This window comes from Mesorhizobium sp. BR1-1-15, from assembly GCF_020165475.1.
Lineage (GTDB): Bacteria > Pseudomonadota > Alphaproteobacteria > Rhizobiales > Rhizobiaceae > Mesorhizobium.
Window position 1 is genome coordinate 39,370 of the sequence record NZ_JAIUIF010000005.1, and the last position, 22,044, is coordinate 61,413.

General features: G+C 63.3%; 20 protein-coding genes. 11 read left to right on the top strand and 9 right to left on the bottom strand.

Annotated elements, in window-relative coordinates; genetic code table 11:
- Positions 1-26: 26 nt before the first annotated feature.
- Both LB541_RS10915 and LB541_RS10920 read right to left on the bottom strand, forming a co-directional pair.
- Positions 27-788 carry an ABC transporter permease gene (locus tag LB541_RS10915; protein ID WP_140639426.1) on the bottom strand — a complete coding sequence of 254 codons (762 nt, stop codon included), beginning with the start codon at positions 786-788 and terminating at the stop codon, positions 27-29.
- Entirely contained in the window at positions 785-1,711 is a 927-nt protein-coding gene (locus tag LB541_RS10920; protein ID WP_140554703.1) for an ABC transporter ATP-binding protein, read from the bottom strand. Before LB541_RS10920 ends, LB541_RS10915 begins: the two co-directional genes overlap by 4 nt.
- Before the next feature lie 202 nt (positions 1,712-1,913).
- Here LB541_RS10920 and LB541_RS10925 point away from each other — a divergent pair, with 202 nt between their 5' ends.
- The 3 genes from LB541_RS10925 to LB541_RS10935 all read left to right on the top strand — a co-directional run bounded on the left by LB541_RS10925 (position 1,914) and on the right by LB541_RS10935 (position 7,045).
- Positions 1,914-3,275 carry a cytochrome ubiquinol oxidase subunit I gene (locus tag LB541_RS10925; RefSeq protein ID WP_140672357.1) on the top strand — a complete coding sequence of 454 codons (1,362 nt, stop codon included), beginning with the start codon at positions 1,914-1,916 and terminating at the stop codon, positions 3,273-3,275.
- 11 nt (positions 3,276-3,286) lie between these two features.
- Complete coding sequence (locus tag LB541_RS10930) at positions 3,287-4,291, top strand: cytochrome d ubiquinol oxidase subunit II (RefSeq protein ID WP_140524385.1); 1,005 nt, start codon at positions 3,287-3,289, stop codon at positions 4,289-4,291.
- Between the two features lie 141 nt (positions 4,292-4,432).
- A complete protein-coding gene (locus tag LB541_RS10935) occupies positions 4,433-7,045 on the top strand; it encodes a mechanosensitive ion channel family protein (protein WP_224618368.1) in 2,613 nt (870 codons plus the stop codon).
- A gap of 95 nt (positions 7,046-7,140) precedes the next feature.
- Here the strand turns inward: LB541_RS10935 and msrA are convergent, their stop codons facing one another.
- From msrA to LB541_RS10960, 5 genes are all read right to left on the bottom strand, one after another.
- The gene (gene msrA / locus LB541_RS10940) at positions 7,141-7,866 is read right to left on the bottom strand and encodes a peptide-methionine (S)-S-oxide reductase MsrA (protein ID WP_140816536.1); all 726 of its coding nucleotides are present in this window, start codon (positions 7,864-7,866) and stop codon (positions 7,141-7,143) included.
- A gap of 133 nt (positions 7,867-7,999) precedes the next feature.
- Positions 8,000-8,299, bottom strand: a complete 300-nt coding sequence (locus tag LB541_RS10945; protein ID WP_224618369.1) for a hypothetical protein — start codon at positions 8,297-8,299, stop codon at positions 8,000-8,002.
- A 120-nt stretch (positions 8,300-8,419) separates the two neighbouring features.
- The gene (locus tag LB541_RS10950) at positions 8,420-9,124 is read right to left on the bottom strand and encodes a DUF1223 domain-containing protein (RefSeq protein ID WP_224618370.1); all 705 of its coding nucleotides are present in this window, start codon (positions 9,122-9,124) and stop codon (positions 8,420-8,422) included.
- A gap of 314 nt (positions 9,125-9,438) precedes the next feature.
- Positions 9,439-9,810 carry an endonuclease domain-containing protein gene (locus LB541_RS10955; protein WP_140491726.1) on the bottom strand — a complete coding sequence of 124 codons (372 nt, stop codon included), beginning with the start codon at positions 9,808-9,810 and terminating at the stop codon, positions 9,439-9,441.
- Between the two features lie 179 nt (positions 9,811-9,989).
- Positions 9,990-11,069, bottom strand: a complete 1,080-nt coding sequence (locus tag LB541_RS10960) for a TadE/TadG family type IV pilus assembly protein (protein WP_140759022.1) — start codon at positions 11,067-11,069, stop codon at positions 9,990-9,992.
- Positions 11,070-11,280: 211 nt separating this feature from the next.
- Here LB541_RS10960 and lepA point away from each other — a divergent pair, with 211 nt between their 5' ends.
- From lepA to LB541_RS10985, 5 genes are all read left to right on the top strand, one after another.
- Positions 11,281-13,086, top strand: a complete 1,806-nt coding sequence (gene lepA / locus LB541_RS10965; RefSeq protein WP_140551741.1) for a translation elongation factor 4 — start codon at positions 11,281-11,283, stop codon at positions 13,084-13,086.
- A gap of 82 nt (positions 13,087-13,168) precedes the next feature.
- Complete coding sequence (locus LB541_RS10970) at positions 13,169-13,891, top strand: RNA-directed DNA polymerase (protein WP_224618371.1); 723 nt, start codon at positions 13,169-13,171, stop codon at positions 13,889-13,891.
- The gene (locus tag LB541_RS10975; protein ID WP_224618372.1) at positions 13,845-14,747 is read left to right on the top strand and encodes a hypothetical protein; all 903 of its coding nucleotides are present in this window, start codon (positions 13,845-13,847) and stop codon (positions 14,745-14,747) included. Before LB541_RS10970 ends, LB541_RS10975 begins: the two co-directional genes overlap by 47 nt.
- 78 nt (positions 14,748-14,825) lie before the next feature.
- Positions 14,826-15,446 (top strand): hypothetical protein, encoded by a 621-nt coding sequence (locus tag LB541_RS10980; RefSeq protein WP_140895725.1) that lies wholly within the window; start codon positions 14,826-14,828, stop codon positions 15,444-15,446.
- A gap of 212 nt (positions 15,447-15,658) precedes the next feature.
- Complete coding sequence (locus LB541_RS10985) at positions 15,659-16,015, top strand: hypothetical protein (RefSeq protein WP_224618373.1); 357 nt, start codon at positions 15,659-15,661, stop codon at positions 16,013-16,015.
- 207 nt (positions 16,016-16,222) lie between these two features.
- On the opposite strand, the gene LB541_RS10990 is transcribed toward LB541_RS10985, so the two are convergent.
- Positions 16,223-17,863, bottom strand: a complete 1,641-nt coding sequence (locus LB541_RS10990; RefSeq protein WP_140649543.1) for an ABC transporter substrate-binding protein — start codon at positions 17,861-17,863, stop codon at positions 16,223-16,225.
- A gap of 244 nt (positions 17,864-18,107) precedes the next feature.
- On the bottom strand, positions 18,108-18,914 hold the full coding sequence (locus LB541_RS10995) for an undecaprenyl-diphosphate phosphatase (RefSeq protein WP_224618374.1): 807 nt from the start codon (positions 18,912-18,914) through the stop codon (positions 18,108-18,110).
- 316 nt (positions 18,915-19,230) lie between these two features.
- Here LB541_RS10995 and LB541_RS11000 point away from each other — a divergent pair, with 316 nt between their 5' ends.
- From LB541_RS11000 to LB541_RS11010, 3 genes are read left to right on the top strand one after another with little or no spacing between them, the layout of a single operon-like run.
- On the top strand, positions 19,231-19,923 hold the full coding sequence (locus LB541_RS11000) for a glutathione S-transferase family protein (RefSeq protein ID WP_140491712.1): 693 nt from the start codon (positions 19,231-19,233) through the stop codon (positions 19,921-19,923).
- Positions 19,904-21,058 carry a tRNA epoxyqueuosine(34) reductase QueG gene (gene queG / locus LB541_RS11005; protein WP_224618379.1) on the top strand — a complete coding sequence of 385 codons (1,155 nt, stop codon included), beginning with the start codon at positions 19,904-19,906 and terminating at the stop codon, positions 21,056-21,058. The genes LB541_RS11000 and queG overlap by 20 nt, the downstream gene beginning before the upstream one ends.
- Positions 21,055-21,957, top strand: coding sequence for an SDR family oxidoreductase (locus tag LB541_RS11010; protein WP_224618381.1), 903 nt, complete (start codon positions 21,055-21,057; stop codon positions 21,955-21,957). Before queG ends, LB541_RS11010 begins: the two co-directional genes overlap by 4 nt.
- The last annotated feature ends 87 nt before the right edge of the window (positions 21,958-22,044 follow it).

The window sequence follows — 22,044 nt, forward strand, 5'->3', positions numbered from 1 at the left end:
ACCGCGGCTCAGCGTGGCTTCGCCCCTCAATTCCTCAGCCGGTAGCCGGTCTTGAATATCCAGGCGACGATCGCCACGCAGATCAGCAGAAACACCACGGTCATGCCGAGGCTGATGCCGACCGAAACGTCCGATGTTCCGAAAAAGCTCCAGCGGAAGCCGCTGATCAGGTAGACGACCGGATTGAACAGCGTCACCGTGCGCCAGGCGCCCGGCAGCATGTTGATGGAATAGAAGCTGCCACCGAGGAAGGTCAGCGGCGTGATGATCAGCAGCGGCACCAGTTGCAACTGCTCGAAGCTCCTGGCCCAGATTCCGATGATGAAGCCGAACAGGCTGAAGGTCACCGCCGTCAGCACCAGGAAGGCCAGCATCCAGAACGGATGCTGGATGGAGAGCGGCACGAACAGCGAGGCCGTCGCCAGAATGATCAGGCCGAGGATGATCGACTTTGTGGCGGCACCCCCGACATAGGCGAGGACGATCTCGAGATAGGAGACCGGAGCCGACAACAGCTCGTAGATCGAGCCGACGAATTTCGGGAAGTAGATGGCGAAGGAGGCGTTGGAGATCGACTGCGTCAAAAGCGACAGCATGATCAGCCCGGGCACGATGAAGGCGCCGTAGCTGATGCCGTCGATCTCGGTGATGCGCGAGCCGATGGCCGAGCCGAAGACGACGAAATAGAGCGACGTCGACAGCACGGGCGAGACGATGCTCTGCAAGACGGTGCGCAGCGCGCGCGCCATCTCCACCCGGTAGATCGCCCATACCGCGCGCAGGTTCATGGCTCTTGCCTCAGAAGATTGACGAAGATCTCCTCCAGCGAACTGTTCTGCGTGTCCAGGTCGCGGAACTGGATGTCGGCGGCCTCGAGATCGCGGATCAGCGACGCCACGCCCGGCCGGTCGCTCTGGTTGTCATAGGTGTAGGTGATCTGCCCGCCATCCGGCGACAAGTCCAGGGCGTAGTGCGAGAAGGCGTCCGGAATGGCGCCGAGCGGGCTGCGCAGTTCCATCACCAGGCGCTTGCGGCCGAGCTTGCGCATCAGTTCGGCCTTGCCCTCGACCAGGATGATCTCGCCGCGGTTGATGACGCCGACGCGGTCGGCCATCGCCTCGGCTTCCTCGATATAATGGGTGGTGAGAATGATGGTGACGCCGTCCTCGCGCAGCCGCCGCACCATCGCCCACATGTCCTGGCGCAGTTCGACGTCGACGCCGGCCGTCGGCTCGTCGAGGAACAGCACGCGCGGTTCGTGCGACAGCGCCTTGGCGATCATCAGCCGCCGCTTCATGCCGCCCGAAAGCGTGATCGCCTTGGCGTCCTTCTTGTCCCACAGCGACAGGTCGCGCAGCACCTTCTCGACAAAGGCATGGTTCGCCGGCTTGCCGAACAGGCCGCGGCTGTAGTTGACCGTCGCCCAGACGCTCTCGAAGGCATCGATGGTCAGTTCCTGCGGCACCAGCCCGATCAGGCCGCGCGCGGCGCGATAGTCTCTGGTGATGTCGTGGCCATCCACCGTGACGCTGCCAGACGAACGGTTGACGATGCCGCAGACGATGGAGATCAGCGTCGTCTTGCCGGCGCCGTTGGGGCCAAGCAGCGCGAAAATCTCGCCGCGCTCGATGTCGAGATTGATTTCCTTCAGCGCCTTGAAGCCGGTGGCGTAGGTCTTGGTGACCCCGGAAATGGAGATGACAGGCTGCATGGCTGAAAACGGCTGCTTGAAAGAGGACCCCAGATATAGGACGAATGTCGCCGCATGCAACCGCAAGTCAATGCCGTTGCTGACAGTTCTCGACATTGCCGCCGCATGGCGCTGCGGCGTTCCGCCTCGCGGCGGGACGCCGCTTTGACCGGCTGGCCCTACAAGCCTATTCTCCGCTTATTAGAAGCAGCCGGAGCCCGCCATGGACCCGCTCATCCTTTCGCGCATTCAGTTCGGTGCGAATATTTCGTTTCATATTCTGTTTCCAGCCATCACCATCGCACTCGGCTGGGTGCTGCTTTTCTTCAAGCTCCGCTACAACGCGACCAATGATTCGGCCTGGATGCGCGCCTATTTCACCTGGGTGAAGGTGTTCGCATTGTCCTTCGCCATGGGCGTGGTTTCCGGCGTCACCATGAGCTTTCAGTTCGGCACCAACTGGCCGGGCTACATGGAAACGGTCGGCAACATCGCCGGGCCGCTGCTGGCCTACGAAATCCTCACCGCCTTTTTCCTCGAGGCAGCCTTCCTCGGCATCATGCTGTTTGGCTTCCGCCGCGTTTCCAACCGCATCCACACGCTGGCGACCGTGCTGGTCGCCGGCGGCACCACCGTGTCGGCCTTCTGGATCATCGCGCTGAACTCGTGGATGCAGACGCCGGTCGGCTTCGAGATGCGCGACGGCGTCGCCCACGCCGTCGACTGGTGGGCGATCCTCTTCAACCCCTCCATGCCCTACCGTCTCGTCCATATGCTGCTCGCCTCCGGGCTTACGGTATCGTTTCTCATCGCCGGCCTGTCGGCGCTGCGTTACCTCAAGGGCGACCGCTCGGAATCGATGTGGAAGGCGCTGCGCACCGGCGTCTTCACCGCCGCCATCCTCATCCCCATCCAGATCCTTGCCGGCGACCAGCACGGCCTGAACACGCTCGAGCACCAGCCGCAGAAGATCGCCGCCATGGAGGCCAACTGGAACACCGGCCCCAACGTGCCGCTGGTGCTGTTTGCCATTCCGGATGAAGCGGCCAGGGAAAACAGGTTCGAGGTGACCATTCCCGACGGGGCGAGCTGGATCCTGCGGCACAGCGCCGGCGGTGTGGTGCCGGGGCTCAACGACTATCCCGGCAACCATCCGCCCGTCTTCCCGGTGTTCTGGGGTTTTCGCGTCATGGTCGGCACGGGCCTGTTGATGCTCGCCGTCTCCTGGTCGGCCGCCTTCTTCCTCAAGCGCCGTCATGGCTTGCCGAGGCCGCTGGCGCTGCTCATGGTGCCGATGACCATCTCCGGTTGGGTGGCGACGCTCGCCGGCTGGTATACGACGGAGATCGGCCGCCAGCCCTGGCTGGTGACGGGCGTGCTGAGGACCGCCGACGCCGTCGGCCCGGTGGCCGGCAGCCATGTGGCGCTGACGCTGGCCGTCTATCTCGCTCTCTACGTGCTGTTGCTGATCGCCTATCTCGGCGTTCTGGTCCACCTGGCGCTGAAGGCGGCCAAGGACGGCGACACCTCGCCGCTGCCGGGCGTGCTCAACAAGCCGATGTCGCAGCCCGCGGCTGGCGAGTAGGAGAGAGAGAAATGACCTATGACTGGCCGACCCTGCTCCCCCTCATCTTCGCCGGCCTGATGGGCCTCGCCATCCTGATCTACGTCATTCTCGACGGCTTCGATCTCGGCATCGGCATCCTGTTCGCGGCGGCCGAGGACGCCGAGCAGGACACCATGATCGCCGCCATCGGCCCGTTCTGGGATGCCAACGAGACCTGGCTGGTGCTGGCCGTCGGCCTTCTGCTGGTCGCCTTTCCGATGGCGCATGGCGTCATCCTCAGCGCGCTCTATATCCCGGTGTTCGTGCTTCTGGTCGGCCTCATCCTGCGCGGTGTCGCCTTCGACTTCCGCGCCAAGGTGGCGACGGAGCGCAAGCATCGCTGGAACCGCATCTTCTTCCTCGGCTCGCTCATCGCCTCGCTGGCGCAAGGCTATATGCTGGGCGTCTATGTGCTTGGCCTCGACTTCGGCCTGGGCGGCATGGCGTTCGGCGTGCTGGTGGCGTTCTGCCTGGCGGCGGCCTACGCCGCGATGGGGGCGGCCTGGGTCATCTACAAGGCCGAAGGCGACTTGCAGAAGAAGGCGGTGCGCTGGCTGCGCACCACATTGGTGCTGACCGCGCTCGGCATGGCTGCCGTGTCGCTGGCCACGCCCTTCGCCAGCCCGCGCATCTTCGCCAAATGGTTCGTCCTGCCCGAAATGCTCTATCTGTCGCCGCTGCCGATCCTGTCGGCGCTGCTGTTCCTGTGGCTGTGGCGGCAGACCTCTCATCTGCCCAGGCCCGACGACCGCCATTCGCTGACGCCGTTCCTGACGCTGGCCGCCATCTTCGCGCTGGGCTTTGCCGGGCTCGCCTGGTCGTTCTATCCGTTCGTGGTGCCCGACAGGCTGACCATCTGGCAGGCGGCTTCCGCACCCGAAAGCCTGGCCATTATCCTGGCCGGCACCGTGGTCGTGCTGCCGATCATCATCTTCTATTCCTTCTATGCCTACCGCGTGTTCGGCGGCAAGGCGAGGGACCTGACCTACGACTGAGGGGTCAGGCGACGGCGCGAAATCATCGCCTCCGCCTGCCGCCTGTCGCCTGCCGGAAAGACAATATTCATCTTCACGCGGAATAACCTTCCGCGACATGCTGCGGCCTGATGGCAGCGGTCCGAGAAGAAGGGCAATGCAATGCGCGGTGTCCCGGTTGCCTCGATAGAACACGATCCGCAGGCGCGGCAGCGCTACGCAGTTTTCCCGGGAAAATCGCTACGCCGCTTTCCTGGAATTGCTCTGGTCCTGATCCGCCTGGTCACGCTGATCGCCGCGCTTGCGCTGGCCGGCCTGCTGCCTGTCATTCAGCCCGCTCATGCCCAGCAGACGGCCAACTGGGCCGGTGTCTGGGACACCAAATGGCGCGGCGGCGGCGCCCAGATCACCTTCGAGCAGGACGGCGCCGAGGTGAAGGGCGTCTATCCCCTGTATGGCGGCCGCATCGAAGCCAAGACCGAAGGCGAAAAGCTGTTCGGCCGCTGGTTCGAGGGCAGTCGCCAGGGCGAGTTCAGCTTCGTCATGGCGCCGGACGGCGCCAGCTTCATGGGCCGTTTCGAATCCGCCACCGCCGAATGGTGGACGGGCGTGCGCGTCGACGCCGCCGAGACCCTCAAGGTCGACCAGACCAGCCCGATGACGACGATGCGCTCATTCCTGCAGACCATGAACGAGAGCGGCGCCGACAATGTGCCGCGCGCCACCGGCGGCGGCATGGGCCTTGCCGCGCTGGCGGCCGGCCTCGTCGACGTCACGGAGGCCGATCGCGGCGGCCTCAACATGCCCGATTACACCAAGCTCCTGTTTTCGGTGATCGACAACGCCACCTTGCGCCTGTGGAACCTGCCGCATGATGCGATCCCCGGCGACGAGGTGACAGCCAGGCTGCAGCAATATGGCAGCAAGGTTTTCTTCGACGTCACCTTCCGCCGCAAGGCCGGCGAATGGTTCATCGTCGGGCCGCAGCTCGCCGTGCTGCAGGCCAAGCTCGCCGAGTTCCAGGCGGCGCGTGGCGAAGCCCCCGACATGGTCGACGATCCGGCCAAGCTCGCCTCGCCGCGCGACACGTTCAAGATGCTGCTCGGCGGCATCGCCGACCAGAATGGCGGTTCGACGCAAACGGCGCTCGACATGCGCGGTTACAATCCGGCGGTGCGGTCCGACGAGGCGGTTCTGCTCGAGAGCTATCTCAAGAAAGTCATCGACCGCATCGGCTACGTCTACTGGCAGGAAATTCCCGACGATCCCCAAAGCAACACGCCCTATGTGTATTTCGAGCACCCGGCCGGCAACATCGTCGTCGCTCCGGTGGGGACTGAGAAAGGCGGCAAGCTGTGGAAATTCACGCCGGAAACGCTGGCCAACATCCGCACGCTCTATGCCGATATCGAGGATGCGCCGGTGGCGCCGGAATTCACCGCCTTCGCCAGCAACGATCCCTTCTTCGCCACGAGGGGCCTTGCCCGTGAGATCAGCCCTGCCCTTTTGACCCGCGCCGGGCCGATCGAACGCTGGCAATGGCTGGGGCTCGGCATTGCCGTGCTTGCCGGCATCGCCTTCGGCTTCCTTGCCAACGCCGTCATCGTGTTCTTCGCCCGCCGCGGCAGGAGTTCGGGGCGGGCCGGCTTCTTCCGCGTCGTCGAATGGGCGGTGCGCTCGATCTTCCTCGGTCTGTTCCTGCTGTTTGCGCTGCGGCCGCTCGGCTTGCCGCAGGTGATCGCGGCATCCGCCAAGGCGGCGGCCTGGAGCCTGATCCTGATCGGCGCGGTTCCCGTCGTCTGGCACCTGATCGGCAAGATCGCCGAGCGCTACCGCGCCACCTTCAACGTGCCCGGCTACCACGAGACGCTGATCTCGCTGCTGACCGGCGTGGCGCGCATCGCCGCCCTGGTGGTCGCCTTCCTGCTCCTGGCCGAGGTGCTGGCGATCCCCTATCAGGGCGTGCTGGCTGGCCTCGGCATTGGCGGCCTGGCGGTGGCGCTGGCGGCGCAGCCGACGCTGCAGAATTTTCTTTCCGGCCTGACGCTCTATGCCGACCGGCCGGTCAGCGTCGGCGACTTCTGCAAATTCGGCAACCAGTCCGGCACCATCGAGCATATCGGCATGCGCTCGACCCGCATCCGCTCGGTCGACCGCACGGTGATCTCGGTGCCCAATTCCGACTTCGCCGGCATGCAGATCGAGAACTACGCCCATCGCGACCGCACCCGCTTCGCCACCACGCTGCAGCTGCGCTACGAGACGACGCCCGACCAGCTGCGCTACACGCTGGCGGCGCTGCGCAAGCTCCTGATCGCTCATCCGCGCGTCATCGACGACCCGTGCCGCGTGCGCTTCGTCGGCTTCGGCCCCTATTCACTCGACATCGAGGTCTTCACCTACATCACGACCGCGGATGGCTCGGAGTTTCTCGCCATCCGCGAGGACATATTGCTGTCGATGATCGCGGTGATGGACGAGGCCGGCGCCCAGTTCGCCTTCCCGGCGCAGTTGGAATACAGCGCCGCCGACCTGCCGCTCGACCAGGAAAAGCGCATCGCCGCGGAAAAGCGGGTCAGCGCCTGGCGTGAGGAGGAAAAACTGCCTTTCCCCGATTTCAGCCAGCTCGACAGGCTGGAGCTCAACGACAGCCTGCCCTATCCGCCGCCGGGCTCGGTGCAGTACCGCGAAGCCCAGGCCGCCCCGGCCATGGTCGAAGCCAAGGCCTCGCTGGAGAAGGCGCGGTGGAGCCTGCCGTGGCGGAAGAGGGTGTAGCCTTCTTCGCAGGAGAGGCCGCGATCCCTCGCGCCCCCTCTGGCCGGCAGGGCAGCAGGAGAGGCGCTTCCCGCCGGCGCCTCCCGTTCTGAACCTCAATTGCTGGCCGACAGCACCAGCACCGGCTTGTCGCTGTAAAGCTTCGGGAACAGCGTCTTCAAATTCGCCACCTTGGGCAGGTCGTTGTAGACGATGTAGGGATAGGTCGGGTTGAGCGTCAGGAAATCCTGGTGGTACTCCTCGGCCGGATAGAAGGTCTTGCCGGTTTCGATCGTGGTGACGATGGGTTTGCCGAACAGCTTGGCCTGGTCGAGCTGGGCGATGTAGCTCTGCGCGATCTTCTTCTGCGTGTCGTTTTCGGCGAAGATCGTCGAGCGGTACTGCGTGCCCTGGTCCGGACCCTGGTAGTTGAGCTGGGTCGGATTGTGGGCGACCGAGAAATACACCTGCAGCAGCTGGCCATAGGTGACTTTGGAGGGATCGTAGGTGATCTCGACGGATTCGGCATGGCCGGTGCGGCCGGTGCCCACGGTCTCATAGACGGCGTCGTCCTTGGTGCCGCCGGTGTAGCCCGAGACAGCCTTGGTGACGCCCTTGACGTGCTGGAACACGCCCTGCACGCCCCAGAAGCAGCCGCCGGCGAACACTGCCGTCTCGCTGCCGCCCGCGGCCTTTTCATCCAGCGCCGGTGGCGGGATCACCACGGCGTCTTCCGCCGAAACCGCTGGGGTGAGCCAGAAGGCGGCGCCCGCGACGGCGAGCGCGAAAGCTGCGAGCGCGCCGCGGACGAAGCCGCTCGAACGGTTCTTGATGTCGGTCATGGTTGCACTCCTCATGGCTTGCATAGGGTCCAGTCTATTGAATTAGCGGAGCCGGTGCGATGCGCGAGTTGCGGCGGAGGCTCACATTCTCGTGCGGCCCCAGCGGGTGCGTAACTCTCCGCCGCGGCTTGACCTAGTTGGCAGGCTTCATCGCATCCGTCGCCGGCTTCATCGCGTCAGTCGCCGGCTTCATCGCGTCAGTCGCCGGTTTCATGGCGTCCGCCGGTTTCATCGCATCGGCGGCGGGCTTCATGGCATTTGTGGCCATCGGGTCGGCCGGCTTCATCGCATCGGTTGCCGGTTTCATCGCGTCCGCGGCGGGTTTCATGGCGTTGGTGGCCTCGTCGGCACGGGCGATGCCGCCGGCCAGCAATGCCGTCGAGCACAAAGCGAGCGCAAGCGCCGGCAGCGTCAGGCGGGAAAGAACGGTCATGATGGTCTCCTTGGTTGGGTGGCGCGCCCTCGCGGCGGCCGGCTGTTGCGGCGCCGCAGGCGCGGCGTTGCGCAATTTCTGATGGTCTCTCCCCGCAAACGGGAAGTTCCCGGAGGTAAGCTAATCGGCGGCGGCGGCCAGGATCGGCCCGCCGCCGGGCGACTGCACCAGCACGGCGGTGCTGAGGCCATCGGCGGCCGCCGGCACGTCGAGCGTCGTCGCCTCTCCGGTCCAGCTGCCGAGCTTCTTCAGCGCATGCACGACATTGCCGTGCGGCAAGGTGCGGCCGGTGTTCTCGCCGCGCGCCACGGGCACCTCGACGACGCCCCTGGCATAGCGCACCAGCCAGATGTCGGCTTTGCCGCCCGGCACGCTCCCCGCGCCGATACTGGCCTTGCCGCCATCGAGCGACAGCGACGGTCCCTTGATGCGTCCGCTCGCCGCAATCAGCCGTTCGATCTCGCCGGGCGCGGCGCCGACCGCATCGGCACGGCCGTTGACCACCACCTGCGGCGTGAACGGCCCGTCACGGCCGAGCGGCGGCTCGTAGCTCACCTGACGTTGCGTGAACTCCTGCCGGCCGAAAATGTCCTTCCAGCCGAGATAGTCCCAGTAGGTGACATTGAAGGACAGCGCCAGCACGCCGGGCTGGTCCTTGACCTTGATCAGATTGGCATTGGCCGGCGGGCAGGACGAACAGCCCTGGCTGGTGAACAGCTCGATAACGGTAAGCGGCTGCGCCGCGGCCGCACCGAGCGACGCCGCGAGCGCAAGCGCGCCCAGGCTGGACACTGCGAGGAACCTGCTGCGTTTGGCTTGCGACATGGAATTGCTCCGTGGGCGACGGCGCCGCGACGCGCCGCTCATGTCCCCACTTCGCCGCCAATTATCGCTTCGTTACAGCGCTCACCGGTTTGTGATTGAGCGCCAGCGCGGGTTCTTCCTTCTCCCCCTGTGGGAGAAGGTGGATCGGCGCGCAGCGCCGAGACGGTTGAGGGGTGTTCCAGCGGAGTGAGACGTTGGCGTTTCCTGGAACACCCCTCATCCGACCTCGCTTCGCGAGGCCACCGCCCGGGGGCGAGCCACGCGTCCCGCCCCGTCCTTCGGACCCCACAAGGGGAGAAGGGAAGACGGCGCCACTATCTCCAGGGCTGCAGACTTCTGTCCCGCACATAGGCGATGATCGTGTCGCAAACGGCATTCATCTCTTTCAGGACATCGTCGTTCCAGAAGCGCAGAACGCGAAAACCCCTCGCCTCCAGCTCGGCCTTGCGGATCCGGTCAGCATCCGAGTCCGCGTGTTGGCTGCCGTCGATCTCGATAATCAGCCCGGCTTCGAGGCAAACGAAATCGGCAATGTATTTTCCGAAAGGAACCTGGCGCCTGAATTTGATCCGGTCCAGCCTGCGGTCTCGCAGTTCCTGCCAAAGCCTGTCTTCCGCCTCCGTCATGTCACGGCGGAGTGAGCGAGCAAAGTTGCGCTTGGCGGGGGTGACGGGTTGATGCGGCATGGCGCCAGACTAGTCGAACGCTGCGATCCGTCTATAGCCCCGGCGGACGGGACGAGGCCGAGACGCAAAAGGGCTGTTCCAGCGGAGTGAGGCGTTGGCGTTGCCTGGAACACCCCTCATCCGACCTCGCTTCGCGAGGCCACCTTCTCCCACAAGGGGAGAAGGAAGAAGCCGCAGTGTCACTGCGTCAGCACCGTTTGCGAGGGGCGCTGGTTGAAGTCGCATTTGCCCATCACGGTGTAGAAGAAGTCGGCGTTGACGACAGGCGCCGGCACGGCGGAGCCGCCGTCTTCCCAGGCCTGGTAGCCTGTCTGGCCGCACGGCACGGCGGTGAAGATATCGACGGTCTGGCCCGTGGCGATTTCGGGCATGTCGGTCGGGCTGGTGCCGATATAGAGCCGGTTCGAGGTGTTCGGGTCGTTCGACCTGAGCGTGGTCGGCTGGGCCGGTTTGGCCGTCGCGGCGGAAGGCACGTCCATCTCGAGATAGAGCTGGTCCATCTGGCTGACGTCGATGACCGCGCCGGTGCTGTTGGCCGGCGTGGTGGTGCAGACGGTCTGCCGCATGACGCCGTTGCCGTCGGTGCTGGTGATGGCGCCGGAGGGCGTGTTGTTGAAATTGGCGACCGCCGTGGTGTTGCACACCTGCTGCTGCACCTGGGTAAGCGTGGTGCCGCTCACGGTGGAGACGGTGGTGGTGCCATAGCCCTTGGGGTCGCCGCCCTTGTTGTAGACATAGCTGATCTGCATCAGCTTCTGCTTCGTGGTCGAGCCGAATCGCGTGCCGTAGAGATACATCGTCTTGTCCCACCAGCCCGACGCCTTCTCGATCTTGAAGGTGGTCTGCACCAGGGCCGCCGCCTTGTTGACCGCCGAGGTGACGCCGACCGGCACGGTGTTGATCCTGGCGATCTGCATGAAGTCGGTCGGCATGGCGAAGCTCGCCGAGGCCTGCGCCGTGGCGGTGCCGTTGGCCGCGATGGTGAAGCTCACCAGCGTGGCGGTGCCTTGCCCGCCATTGGCGGCAAAGGTGTCCTGTAGCATCTGCTGGCGGGCCGCCAGCGCCGTCGTCTTCGGCAGCGTGGTGATGGCCAGCGTCGCCGCGTCGAGCGCCTGCTGCATATTGGACCGGGTCTGGACCGCCGACGTATAATCGACCGAGAAGCCGACCACGGTGACCAGCGGCACCAGGCTGATGAAGAACAGCGGCATCATCGAGCCGCCGCGAGAGCGGGCGAACCTTCCTGCAAGCCCCGGCATTTTTTCTTACCCCAAAAAACGGTTTACCTGCGGGGGAACTAACATGCGCCGGCAAACCGGGGTCTAAGAGGATCGTTCAAAGTTTAAGCATCCGGCCGCACCCGCCCGCTGTTTCGGGCTTTTCCGCCCGGCTCACCGCTTTGTGATGGCCAAGGCGCCCCTTGCGCCGCAAGCCTTGCCGCAGCAAGCCGCCCCTGCTAAAGCGCGCGGCATGAGCACGCCCCTCGACCACATCAGGAATTTCTCCATCGTCGCCCATATCGACCATGGCAAATCCACCCTTGCCGACCGCCTGATCCAGCTCACCGGCGGGCTGGAGCTGCGCGACATGAAGGAGCAGGTGCTGGACTCGATGGACATCGAGCGCGAGCGCGGCATCACCATCAAGGCGCAGACGGTGCGGCTGAAGTACCGCGCCAACAATGGCGAGGACTATATCCTCAACCTCATCGATACGCCCGGCCATGTCGACTTCGCCTATGAAGTGTCGCGCTCGCTGGCCGCCTGCGAAGGCTCGCTGCTGGTGGTCGACGCCTCTCAGGGCGTCGAAGCCCAGACGCTGGCCAACGTCTACCAGGCCATCGACAACAACCATGAGATCGTCGTGGTGCTGAACAAGGTCGACCTGCCGGCCGCCGAGCCCGAGCGCATCCGCGAGCAGGTCGAGGAGGTGATCGGCATCGACGCTTCCAACGCCGTGCTGATCTCGGCCAAGACCGGCCTTGGCATTCCCGATGTGCTCGAAGCCATCGTCCACCAATTGCCGCCGCCGCGCGAGGGCGACGCGACCGCGCCCTTGAAGGCGATGCTGGTCGACAGCTGGTACGACGCCTATCTCGGCGTCATCGTTCTGGTGCGCGTCATCGACGGCGTGCTGAAAAAGGGCCAGACCATCCGCATGATGGGCACCGGCGCCAAATACCTGGTCGAGCGCACCGGCGTGTTCACGCCCGCCCGCATCAATGTCGACGAACTCGGCCCCGGCGAGTTCGGCTTCTTCACCGGCTCGATCAAGGAAGTGGCCGACACCCGCGTCGGCGACACCATCACCGAGGACAAGCGCCAGACCGCGCACGCTTTGCCCGGCTTCAAGCCGGCGCAGCCTGTGGTGTTCTGCGGCCTGTTCCCGGTCGACGCCGCCGATTTCGAGGATCTGCGCGCCGCCGTCGGCAAGCTGCGCCTCAACGACGCCTCCTTCTCCTATGAAATGGAAACCAGCGCGGCGCTCGGCTTCGGCTATCGCTGCGGCTTCCTCGGCTTGCTGCATCTGGAAATCATCCAGGAGCGGCTGGAGCGCGAGTTCAACCTCGACCTGATCGCCACCGCGCCATCGGTCGTCTACCGGCTGCTGCTCAATGACGGCTCGGTGAAGGAACTGCACAACCCGGCCGACATGCCCGACGTGGTCAAGATCTCGGCCATCGAGGAGCCGTGGATCCGCGCCACCATCCTCACCCCTGACGACTATCTCGGCGGCATATTGAAACTCTGCCAGGACCGGCGCGGCATCCAGGCCGACCTCTCCTATGTCGGCAAGCGCGCCATGCTGACCTACGATCTGCCGCTCAACGAAGTCGTCTTCGATTTCTACGACCGGCTGAAGTCGATCTCCAAGGGCTACGCCTCGTTCGACTATCACCTCACCGACTATCGCGAGGGCGACCTGGTGAAGATGTCGATCCTGGTCAATGAGGAGCCGGTCGACGCGCTCTCCATGCTCGTCCACCGCACCGCGGCGGAAAAGCGCGGCCGCCAGATGTGCGAGAAGCTGAAGGAGCTGATCCCGCACCATCTGTTCAAGATCCCGATCCAGGCCGCGATCGGCGGCAAGGTCATCGCCCGCGAAACCATCTCGGCGCTGCGCAAGGACGTCACCGCGAAGTGCTACGGCGGCGACGTGAGCCGCAAACGCAAGCTCTTGGACAAGCAGAAAGAGGGCAAGAAGCGGATGCGGCAGTTCGGCAAGGTGGACATTCCGCAGGAGGCGTTTATCCAGGCGCTGAAGATGGGCGATTGAGAATACTGCTCCAGCCAGCTTGATCCCGCGGCATTCCTAGATACTCTGCAACTTCTAGGGGACACGGGGTTGGCGGCGCTCTATGAAGAAATTTTTCTACGCGGCTATAGATAATATCTATAAGCACGGTGACACTGACATATTTCCATTTCCGATCGAAAATAGAATAATGAGCGACAAGAGGGATGATGTTGCCAGCTTATTGGTAAAACGATATTCTGAGTTTGATAAAATGTTTGTGCAAGAACCGCCGGATGACATCCGTTCTCTGGTGGCCGTAAATCATTCCGGGTTTAGATGGGCGTCTCAATTAGACCCATTGTGGAACGTCTTTCTGCTTGGAAATGTTCTTTCAATCGCCGAAACCATAGAGGCGGCCAGACTTGGGCCGGATCGGGTTTTCTCTTACAGATTGAACAAAGACAATTACCTCTCGGGAGATCTTTTTCGGCGTGATATCTCCTGGAAGGACTTTATCGATAGGTCCATCTCTGAATGCGAACACAAAAGCCATGTCGTAATATGCGATATAGCTGATTGTTATTCTAGGATAAGCCATCACAAGCTCGACAACGCACTTCGAATGCTCGGGGTGTTTTCGGATGTTCGAAAGACGATCCTCGAATATCTGAAGCATTTTACGGGAACAAGATCAGCTGGTCTGCCAATCGGTGGTCCGGCTGCGCGAATTCTGGCAGAACTGGCTCTCGCAAACTCCGATCAATATCTTTTCAGTTCTGGCGTTCACTTCCTCCGCTATGAAGACGACTATCACGTTTTCTGTGCTAGTAAAGGAAGCTCATGAAATTATTGTCGAGATATACAAGGCGCTTGATAATGAGGGGCTATCCCTTCAAAAATCAAAGACACGGATACTGACTTCGTCTGAATTCAAGCACGTTTTGTCGCAGATACGAGGGGGTGATGATAGGGAAACCCGATCGCCGATACAGCGGCTTATGTCTCTAACACTAAGATTCGATCCATACGCACCCAACGCGGCTAAGCAATACGACGAGCTCAAAGATGAGCTGGAAGAGATTGATGTCGTTGCGCTCCTGAATGAGCAGCTGTCGCAAACCCGAGTGCACATTCCCACCACACGAAAAATTGTCGAAGCGTTGAAAATGGTTGGCACTGGCGCAAAGTATGGAGCGGTGCTGTCAATGCTCGATAATATGGATGCTCTTTATCCTATCGCGCCAACGGTATTTCAAACTGTGTATCAGATCTTCGAGGATCTTGGCGAGCGAGAAAAGGCCGGCATTTGCGACAAAATAATAAATCTTTATGATAGCGGTCACGAAGTTATGGCCTTAGACATGCACGTCGCCTACGCAAACCGGGTTGTAGGTAAGCATAACTCCATTCAAACCCGAAATTACCTCCATAGATGCTTCGATAGAGAGGTATCTGAGTTAATACGGCGTGACATAATCATGATTTTCTCGAACTGGGGCAATTTCTCATGGTTGTCCATGTTCAAGGCAAATTTTGGAGCAGTGTCAGGTTGGCAACGCAGAGCTCTCATATTGGCATCGTATTCGATGGTCGATGAGGGGTCTCACTGGCGAGACCATACGAAAAGTAGATTTGACGCCTTTGAAATGATTGTTCGAGAATGGAGATCAGAGAAGCCAAACGCAGCGTTAGCGATATGATAAGCGAAAGGTTGTTTGCTTCACAGTACTCGAACTTCTGGCGTAGCGCTTCCGAACTTGGAAGCTGTCACACGGTCAGTGAATCTGGCCTACAATCGGGTAAGTGGGCCGGCTCATCCTACGAGCAGTCCTTCGCGGCGAGATTTAATCAGCGAAGCGGGCTATTTTCTTTTCTTTGAGTCCATCCAACGGCCGAAAGAATCGGTAGAGGTTTTGCGATTAGCAGCAGTTGCAAGCGCGTTGGATTTTCTTAGAGCCAACATCGTGGAGTTTACGACAGAAAAAGATGAATTGAGCGCGCCGGAGGCTGAGGAAGTTGATAGATTGGCTCAGTGGCTCCGTCACTACTTTAGAGGACAGGGTGTCACGCTAGACCAGGTAAGTGTGCCATCCTACAAGGGACACGGCATCATCCAAAGTTGCAAGGGTGACTTTGAGTTTTCTGATACATTAGTAGAGATGAAGTACGTCGATAGGCACTTTCGCAGCCATGATTTGCGTCAGGTGATCACCTACTCCGCGTTGCGATATTACGAAGGTAAGCAGGTATATAAGGCCGTAACAATATTAAATCCGCTACTAGGAATCGAGTTTACCACGCACATAGACGAACTAGTTTACGGCGCATCCGGCTCCGACTTATCCGAATTTTTCCAGAGACTCTCTTATACAATCTCCAGTGGAGAGGTATCCCATTAACGTGTCGTCACCGTCATAATGAGGATGGCAGTCGACACGCAACCTTCCGCTTTCAAGACCTTGCTACCCTGGCGTATCCTCCCGCCTTGGGGGAGACACCACATGCGCACCACTTCAGACACAGTAGCCTCTCTCGGTCTCGCCATCGGCGGTGCCTTCGGCCTGCCGGCACCTTCGTCGCCAGCGCTCCGCTGCGCGAAACACTCTGGACGATGGACGGCGCGGCGCTAGTAGTGGCCGCCGCACTGCTGACCATGAAGTACCAACGGCTGGGCAATGATTGCGTAGCCGCGGGCTTCCTGACCTTCCTGACCGGCGAGACGCGGCTGACGGCCGGCAGCGCGGCGGGGCTGGAGGCCAGCGTGCCCTCCTATGCCGGCGGCATCACGCTTTGGGCGGCGGGGCTGGTCATGATCAGCGCGCAGAAAACCTTCACTTTATGGATGCGGCTCACCGCACTCGTTGCTGCATGGGGGCGGGGCGCTGACGCCGCTGACCTTCTCCCCTTGTGGGAGAAGGTGGATCGGCGCGCAGCGCCGAGACGGTTGAGGGGTGTTCCAGCGGAGTGAGGCGTTGGGATTTTCTGGTTCGGTTCGCTGTTGACGTGGCGCCAAGCTGGAGCACCCCTCATCCGACCTCGCTTCGCGAGGCCACCTTCTCCCACAAGGGGAGAAGGGAAGACCAGCGTCGGCGTCCCCAGCCCTTCGCAGGCTCAGGGCGTTCGAGGCTCGAAAAGCCAAGCAATTGGCTTTTCGTCCGCTGACGCGGACCGCCTCTCACCCCTCAATCCAAACCTTCTCAAAGTGCTGCTCCAGCGCCTGGTGCTGCTCGCAGCCTTCGACGCCCTTGCGATAGGTCCGGTAGACCGAGCGCCAGTAGGGTTGGATGATTATGCCGGAGTCCCGCAAATTCTTTTCGATGCCGGCCATGATCTCCTTGCGCTGGGCGGCGTCGGGGGTGGCGAGCGCCTTGTCGAGCAGCTCGTCGAACTCCTTCGAGGCATAGGCGCTTTCGTTCCAGGCGGCGCCGGATTTGTAGGCCAGCGCCAGCACCTGGACGCCGAGCGGGCGGCCCAGCCATTCGGTGCAGGAGAAGGGATATTTGCTCCAGTCGTTCCAGAAAGTGGCGGCGGGCAGCACGGTGCGCTTGATCTTGAGGCCGGCCTCGCGCATCTGCGCCGCTATGGCGTCGCCGGTGCTTTTTTGCCATTCGACGTCAACCGAGATGAGGTCGTATTCATGGTCGGCCTTGCCGGACTCGGCCAGCAGCTTCTTCGAGGCGTCCACGTCGCGCGTGGCCGGGCCGATATCGGCATATTCGGGGTGCATGGGGCCGACATGGTGGTTGTCGGCGGGCTTGCCGCGGCCGCCGAGGCCGAGCGCCAGCACGGCCGAGTTGTCGACGGCGAGCTGGGCGGCGCGGCGCACCTTCACGTCGTCATAGGGCGCGTTGGCGACATTGAAGCGGGCGACGATGGTGGAGCCGGTGGCGATCTCGGAATTCTTCAGGCCCATCTGCTCGGTCTGCGAGACGGCATCGGACGCGGTCTCGTGGTCGGTGTCGATCTCGCCGGATTCGAACGCCGACAGCATGGCGTTGGGGTCGGAGCCGTAGTCGATCCACTGGATCCCATCCAGGTGGAATTCGCCCTTCCACCAGGGCTTGTCCTTGCGCTTCACCTCGGCTCCCGTCTCGGCATCCCACTTCACCAGCTCGCAAGGGCCGGTGGTGATCGAAAGTGCCTTCAGCGGATCGCCGTCGCCATCATAGGAGCGGTGCATGATCAAAGCGGGATAGTCGGCCATGCCGGCGATCAGCGAAATGTCGGGCTTGGGCAGGTTGAGCTTGATGGTGTGGTCGTCGACCTTCTCGATGCCGCCATCGACCACCTTCTTGGTGTCGGCATTGACCAGCGCGCCCATGCGCGCGGCGACCGAATTGCCGGCAACACCGGCTTCGCACCAGCGGGTGAGGTTGTGGACGACATCCTCGGCGTTGAAGGCGTCGCCGTTCGACCAGGTGATGCCCTTGCGCACATGCAGCGTGAGCGTCTTGGCGTCGTCGCTCATCTCCCATTTTTCGAGCAGCCAGGGCTCGAACGAGAAGTCGGTGTTCCAGCGCACCAGATATTCGTTGCAGTGGCGGGCGACGTTGGACATTTCGACGCCGTCGAAGGTGCGCGGGTCCTTGAACCCCTTGACGTTCATGGCGACGCGCAGCACGCCGCCCTTCTTGGGCTCCGCCGCGCGGGCAGGCGTGGGCGCCAGCCCGCCCAGGGCAAAAGCGCCGGCGGCGCTGACGCCGAGCCCGGCCATCAGCGCAAAATATTCGCGCCGGTTGATGGCGCCGCTCCTGAAATCCTCGGCGACGGGTTTGGCTTTCGGGTGCAATTTCCTGCCGGTCAGCATGAATTTCATCGTCGTTCCCTCTTGTTGGGCGCCCGGCCGACCGCGTGCGCGGGGGCGGATGCGGCTCGCCGGACGCCATTGCCTGAGGGATGATAGGGCGAGCTTACGCAGCGGAGTGTTCTGGAATCCGCAGGACTTGTGCGTTGCTCCGCAGGAGGTTCGCATGAAGGGGGCGCGCGAAGGCCTTCACCTTCGTCATCCACGGGTCTGCGCGGCGTCGCTGCGCTCCTTGCTTCGCCCGTGGATGACGAGGTCACCCCCAGATCATCAGCGCGGCGAGCCCGACGATGCCGACCACCAGCCGCCACCAGCCGAACAGCGCATAGCCCTTGCGCGAAACGTAATCGAGCAGCAGGCGCACCACCAGCAGCGCGGTGACGAAGGCGGCGACGAAGCCGACGGCGATGATCGGCAGGTCGGCCGACGTCAGCACGTTGCGGTTCTTGAACAGGTCGAAGGCGAAGGCGCCGACCATGGTGGGGATGGCGAGGAAGAAGGAAAATTCCGCCGCCGCCCGCTTGTCGACGCCAAGCAGCAGGGCGCCGACGATGGTCGAGCCCGAGCGTGAAGTGCCGGGGATCAGCGACAGGCACTGGAACAGCCCGATCTGCAAATAGAGCCGCGTCGGGAAGCGTTCGACGTCGCGGTACATCGGCTTCAGCTTCATGCGGTCGACGACGAGCAGCACCACGCCGCCGATGATCAGCATGATGCAGATCAGCCGCGGCGATTCGAACAGGATGGTCTTGATGAAATCATGCGCCAGCGCGCCGATGACGGCCGCCGGCAGGAAGGCGATGAGGATGCCGATGACGAAATGCCGCGTCAGCCGGTCATGCGGCAGGTCGAGCAGCATCTGCCACAAGCGCCGGAAATAGACGCTCAGAATGGCCAGGATGGCGCCGAGCTGGATCAGGATCTCGAAGGCCTTGCCGGTCGAGTGGAAGCCGAGAAAATGGCCGGCGAGCAGGATATGGCCGGTCGAGGACACCGGAATGAACTCGGTCAATCCCTCCAAGAGACCGAGCAGCAGGGCTTCGACGATTGTCTGGCTTTCCATTGGCTACCTCGGCATTCGCTGGATGGGCTGACAGGGCTTGCTTGTCATGGCGCCGAACTCCCCCTATAGGTCGCAACACCCTGACGGCCCGCTTACCGGGCGGCCAAGACTTACCGGTGCGCCCGGCGATTCGCCAGTGTGGCAATCCGGAATTCGCCACACCCGGGAGGAGCGCGATGCGCGAATTCCGGATTCTGAGCCACACTGCCAACTTTAGTTCTGGTGTGGTTTGGATTTGAAGTTCCTGAACGCGGATGCCGTTGAGGGACAGGAACTTCAAATCCAAACCACCAGTGCGCTTTATCATCGCGGAACCATGCTGACGCTTTTCCATCATCCCATGTTCGCCTCCTGCCGGTTCGTGCGCCTCGCTTTCGGCGAGTATGGCGAGGAACTGGCGCTGATCGAGGAGAAGCCGTGGACGCGGCGCAAGGAGTTCCTGGCGCTGAACCCGGCCGGCACGCTGCCGATCCTTTTGGCCGAGGGCGACGTGCCGATCGTCGGCGCCACGGTCATCTCGGAATATCTCGACGAGACGCGCGGCGTCCTGAAGCGCGACAAGCGCCTGTTCGCCGAGGACCCGATGCAGCGCGCCGAGATCCGCCGGCTCACCGACTGGTATCTCCACAAGGCCGAGAGCGAGGTCACCCGGCATCTGGTGCGCGAGCGCGTGCTGAAGCCGGTCATGCCGGAAACCGCCGGCGGCGGCTCGCCCGATTCGGCCGCCATCCGCGCGGCGCGGGCCAACATCCGCCAGCACATGAAATACACCAACTGGCTGGCCGGCACCCGCCACTGGCTGGCCGGCTCGAGGGTCACCTATGCCGACCTCGCCGCCGCCGCCACCCTTTCGGTGCTCGACTATCTCGGCGAGATCGACTGGCGCGAGCACACCGCCGCGCGCGAATGGTACACGCGGGTCAAGTCGCGGCCTTCGTTCCGGCCGCTGTTGACCGACCGGGTGCGCGGCCTGTCGCCGGTGTCGCATTATGCGGACCTCGACTTCTGACGCCGCAAAACTGCGCGCGCTGATCGACGCGCAGGCGCGGCGCGCCGGTTTCGAGGCGGTCGCCGTCACCACCCCCGATGCGATCCCGCTGGCGCCGGCCCGGCTCGCCGCCTTCGTCGCGGACGGGTTCCACGGCTCCATGGGCTGGATCGCCGAGACGCTGCAACGCCGCAGCGAGCCATCAAGCCTGTGGCCGCAGGTGCGTTCGATCGTCGTGCTGGCGATGAATTACGGGCCGGACCACGATCCCCGCGACCTGTTGGCCAGGCGCGACCGGGGCGCGATCTCGGTCTATGCGCAAAACCGCGACTATCACGAGGTTATGAAGGGCCGGCTGAAGGAAATCGCCGGCAAGATCGTGGCGCGGGCGGGAGGCGACGTCAAAGTCTTCGTCGATACGGCGCCCGTCATGGAAAAGCCGCTGGCCGAGGCCGCCGGGCTCGGCTGGCAAGGCAAGCACACCAATCTGGTCAGCCGGCAGCATGGTTCCTGGCTGTTCCTCGGCACCATCTTCACGACGGCCGAACTGGTTCCAGACCTGCCGGAGGAGGACCATTGCGGCTCCTGCCGCGCCTGCCTCGACGCCTGCCCGACCGATGCCTTCCCGGCGCCCTACCGGCTCGATGCGCGGCGCTGCATCTCCTATCTCACCATCGAGAACAAGGAGCCGATCCCGCATGAATTCCGCGAGGCGATCGGCAACCGCATCTATGGCTGCGACGACTGTCTCGCCGCCTGCCCATGGAACAAGTTCGCCAAGGTGGCGTCCGAGGCCAAGCTCGCCGCGCGCGACGATCTACGCGAGCCGGCGCTGGCCGATCTCCTGCGGCTGGACGACACGGCGTTTCGCGCCTTCTTTTCCGGCTCGCCGGTCAAGCGCATCGGCCGCGACCGCTTTGTCCGCAACGTGCTGATCGCCGCCGGCAATTCCCGCGATGCAGCGCTTGCCGGCGCGGTGCGTGCCTTGCTGGCCGACGCCTCGCCGCTGGTGCGGGGCGCGGCAATATGGGCGCTGGCGCGGCTGGTGCCGGAGGCCGAATATGCCGAACGCGCCGCGACCGGCCTGAAAACCGAGAGCGACGCGGCCGTGCGCGAGGAATGGGCGCGGCCGGTTCCAGCCAGGGCGCCTGCATGAGTGAAAAGCGGATATTCATCTTCGGCGCCGGCTATTCGGGCAAGGCTTTTGCGCGCGCCAACAGGGAGGCCGCCACGACGGTCGGCGGCACGACGCGCTCCGTGGAAAAATTCGAGGCGCTCCGCCAGGCCGGCATCGCGCCGCTGCTGTTCGATGGCGCGCTGACCGGCGAACTCACCAACGCGCTGGCGACAACAACCCATCTGGTGATCTCGATCGCGCCCGAGGAGGCCGGCGATCCCGTGCTGAATGCCGCGCGCGAGGCGATCGTGCGGATGCCTGCGCTCGAATGGATCGGCTATCTCTCCACCGTCGGCGTCTATGGCGACCATGGCGGCGCCTGGGTCGACGAGACGGCGCAATGCCGGCCGGTGTCGAAACGCTCGGCGATGCGGGTGGCGGCCGAGCAGGATTGGCTGCGGCTTGGCCGCGAGATCGGCCGGCCGGTGGCGGTGCTGCGGCTCTCCGGCATCTACGGCCCCGGCCGCAACGCCCTGGTCAACCTGGAAAACGGCACCGCGCGGCGGCTGGTCAAGCCCGGTCAGGTGTTCAACCGCATCCACTGCGACGATATAGCTGGCGCGCTGTGGCATCTCATCGGGGATGATACGGGCGGCATCTTCAACGTCACCGACGATGAGCCCGCGCCGCCGCAGGACGTGGTGGCCTATGCCGCCGCGCTGATGGGCATCACGCCGCCGCCCGAAATTCCCTTCGAGGCCGCCCAACTTTCGCCCATGGCGCGGTCCTTCTATGGCGAGAACAAGCGCGTCGCCAACGCGGCGCTCAAGGCGGCGGGCTACCGGTTCCGCTTCCCGGATTACCGCGCCGCCTTCGACCATATGTGGGCAAGCGGCGACTGGCGCGACGGCGCGCCGCGCAGCCCGATGAAGCGCTGACGCATGCCGGGAAGCACGTGACACGGTTCGGTCGGAATGCCTCGGAAAAGAAAACAGGGCGGTTGACCGGTTTGTGAAAAACGGAAC

What these genes read in the sequence shown, in the direction of transcription:
- LB541_RS10915 (WP_140639426.1), bottom strand. Translation starts at nt 788, where the DNA reads ATGAACCTGCGCGCGGTATGGGCGATCTACCGGGTGGAGATGGCGCGC.
- LB541_RS10970 (WP_224618371.1), top strand. Translation starts at nt 13,169, where the DNA reads ATGAAGAAATTTTTCTACGCGGCTATAGATAATATCTATAAGCACGGT.
- LB541_RS10925 (WP_140672357.1), top strand. Translation starts at nt 1,914, where the DNA reads ATGGACCCGCTCATCCTTTCGCGCATTCAGTTCGGTGCGAATATTTCG.
- LB541_RS10960 (WP_140759022.1), bottom strand. Translation starts at nt 11,069, where the DNA reads ATGCCGGGGCTTGCAGGAAGGTTCGCCCGCTCTCGCGGCGGCTCGATG.
- msrA (WP_140816536.1), bottom strand. Translation starts at nt 7,866, where the DNA reads ATGACCGACATCAAGAACCGTTCGAGCGGCTTCGTCCGCGGCGCGCTC.
- LB541_RS10950 (WP_224618370.1), bottom strand. Translation starts at nt 9,124, where the DNA reads ATGTCGCAAGCCAAACGCAGCAGGTTCCTCGCAGTGTCCAGCCTGGGC.
- LB541_RS10975 (WP_224618372.1), top strand. Translation starts at nt 13,845, where the DNA reads ATGAAGACGACTATCACGTTTTCTGTGCTAGTAAAGGAAGCTCATGAA.
- LB541_RS10930 (WP_140524385.1), top strand. Translation starts at nt 3,287, where the DNA reads ATGACCTATGACTGGCCGACCCTGCTCCCCCTCATCTTCGCCGGCCTG.
- LB541_RS10985 (WP_224618373.1), top strand. Translation starts at nt 15,659, where the DNA reads ATGGACGGCGCGGCGCTAGTAGTGGCCGCCGCACTGCTGACCATGAAG.
- LB541_RS10995 (WP_224618374.1), bottom strand. Translation starts at nt 18,914, where the DNA reads ATGGAAAGCCAGACAATCGTCGAAGCCCTGCTGCTCGGTCTCTTGGAG.
- LB541_RS10990 (WP_140649543.1), bottom strand. Translation starts at nt 17,863, where the DNA reads ATGAAATTCATGCTGACCGGCAGGAAATTGCACCCGAAAGCCAAACCC.
- lepA (WP_140551741.1), top strand. Translation starts at nt 11,281, where the DNA reads ATGAGCACGCCCCTCGACCACATCAGGAATTTCTCCATCGTCGCCCAT.
- LB541_RS11000 (WP_140491712.1), top strand. Translation starts at nt 19,231, where the DNA reads ATGCTGACGCTTTTCCATCATCCCATGTTCGCCTCCTGCCGGTTCGTG.
- LB541_RS10945 (WP_224618369.1), bottom strand. Translation starts at nt 8,299, where the DNA reads ATGACCGTTCTTTCCCGCCTGACGCTGCCGGCGCTTGCGCTCGCTTTG.
- LB541_RS10935 (WP_224618368.1), top strand. Translation starts at nt 4,433, where the DNA reads ATGCGCGGTGTCCCGGTTGCCTCGATAGAACACGATCCGCAGGCGCGG.
- LB541_RS10955 (WP_140491726.1), bottom strand. Translation starts at nt 9,810, where the DNA reads ATGCCGCATCAACCCGTCACCCCCGCCAAGCGCAACTTTGCTCGCTCA.
- LB541_RS10920 (WP_140554703.1), bottom strand. Translation starts at nt 1,711, where the DNA reads ATGCAGCCTGTCATCTCCATTTCCGGGGTCACCAAGACCTACGCCACC.
- LB541_RS11010 (WP_224618381.1), top strand. Translation starts at nt 21,055, where the DNA reads ATGAGTGAAAAGCGGATATTCATCTTCGGCGCCGGCTATTCGGGCAAG.
- queG (WP_224618379.1), top strand. Translation starts at nt 19,904, where the DNA reads ATGCGGACCTCGACTTCTGACGCCGCAAAACTGCGCGCGCTGATCGAC.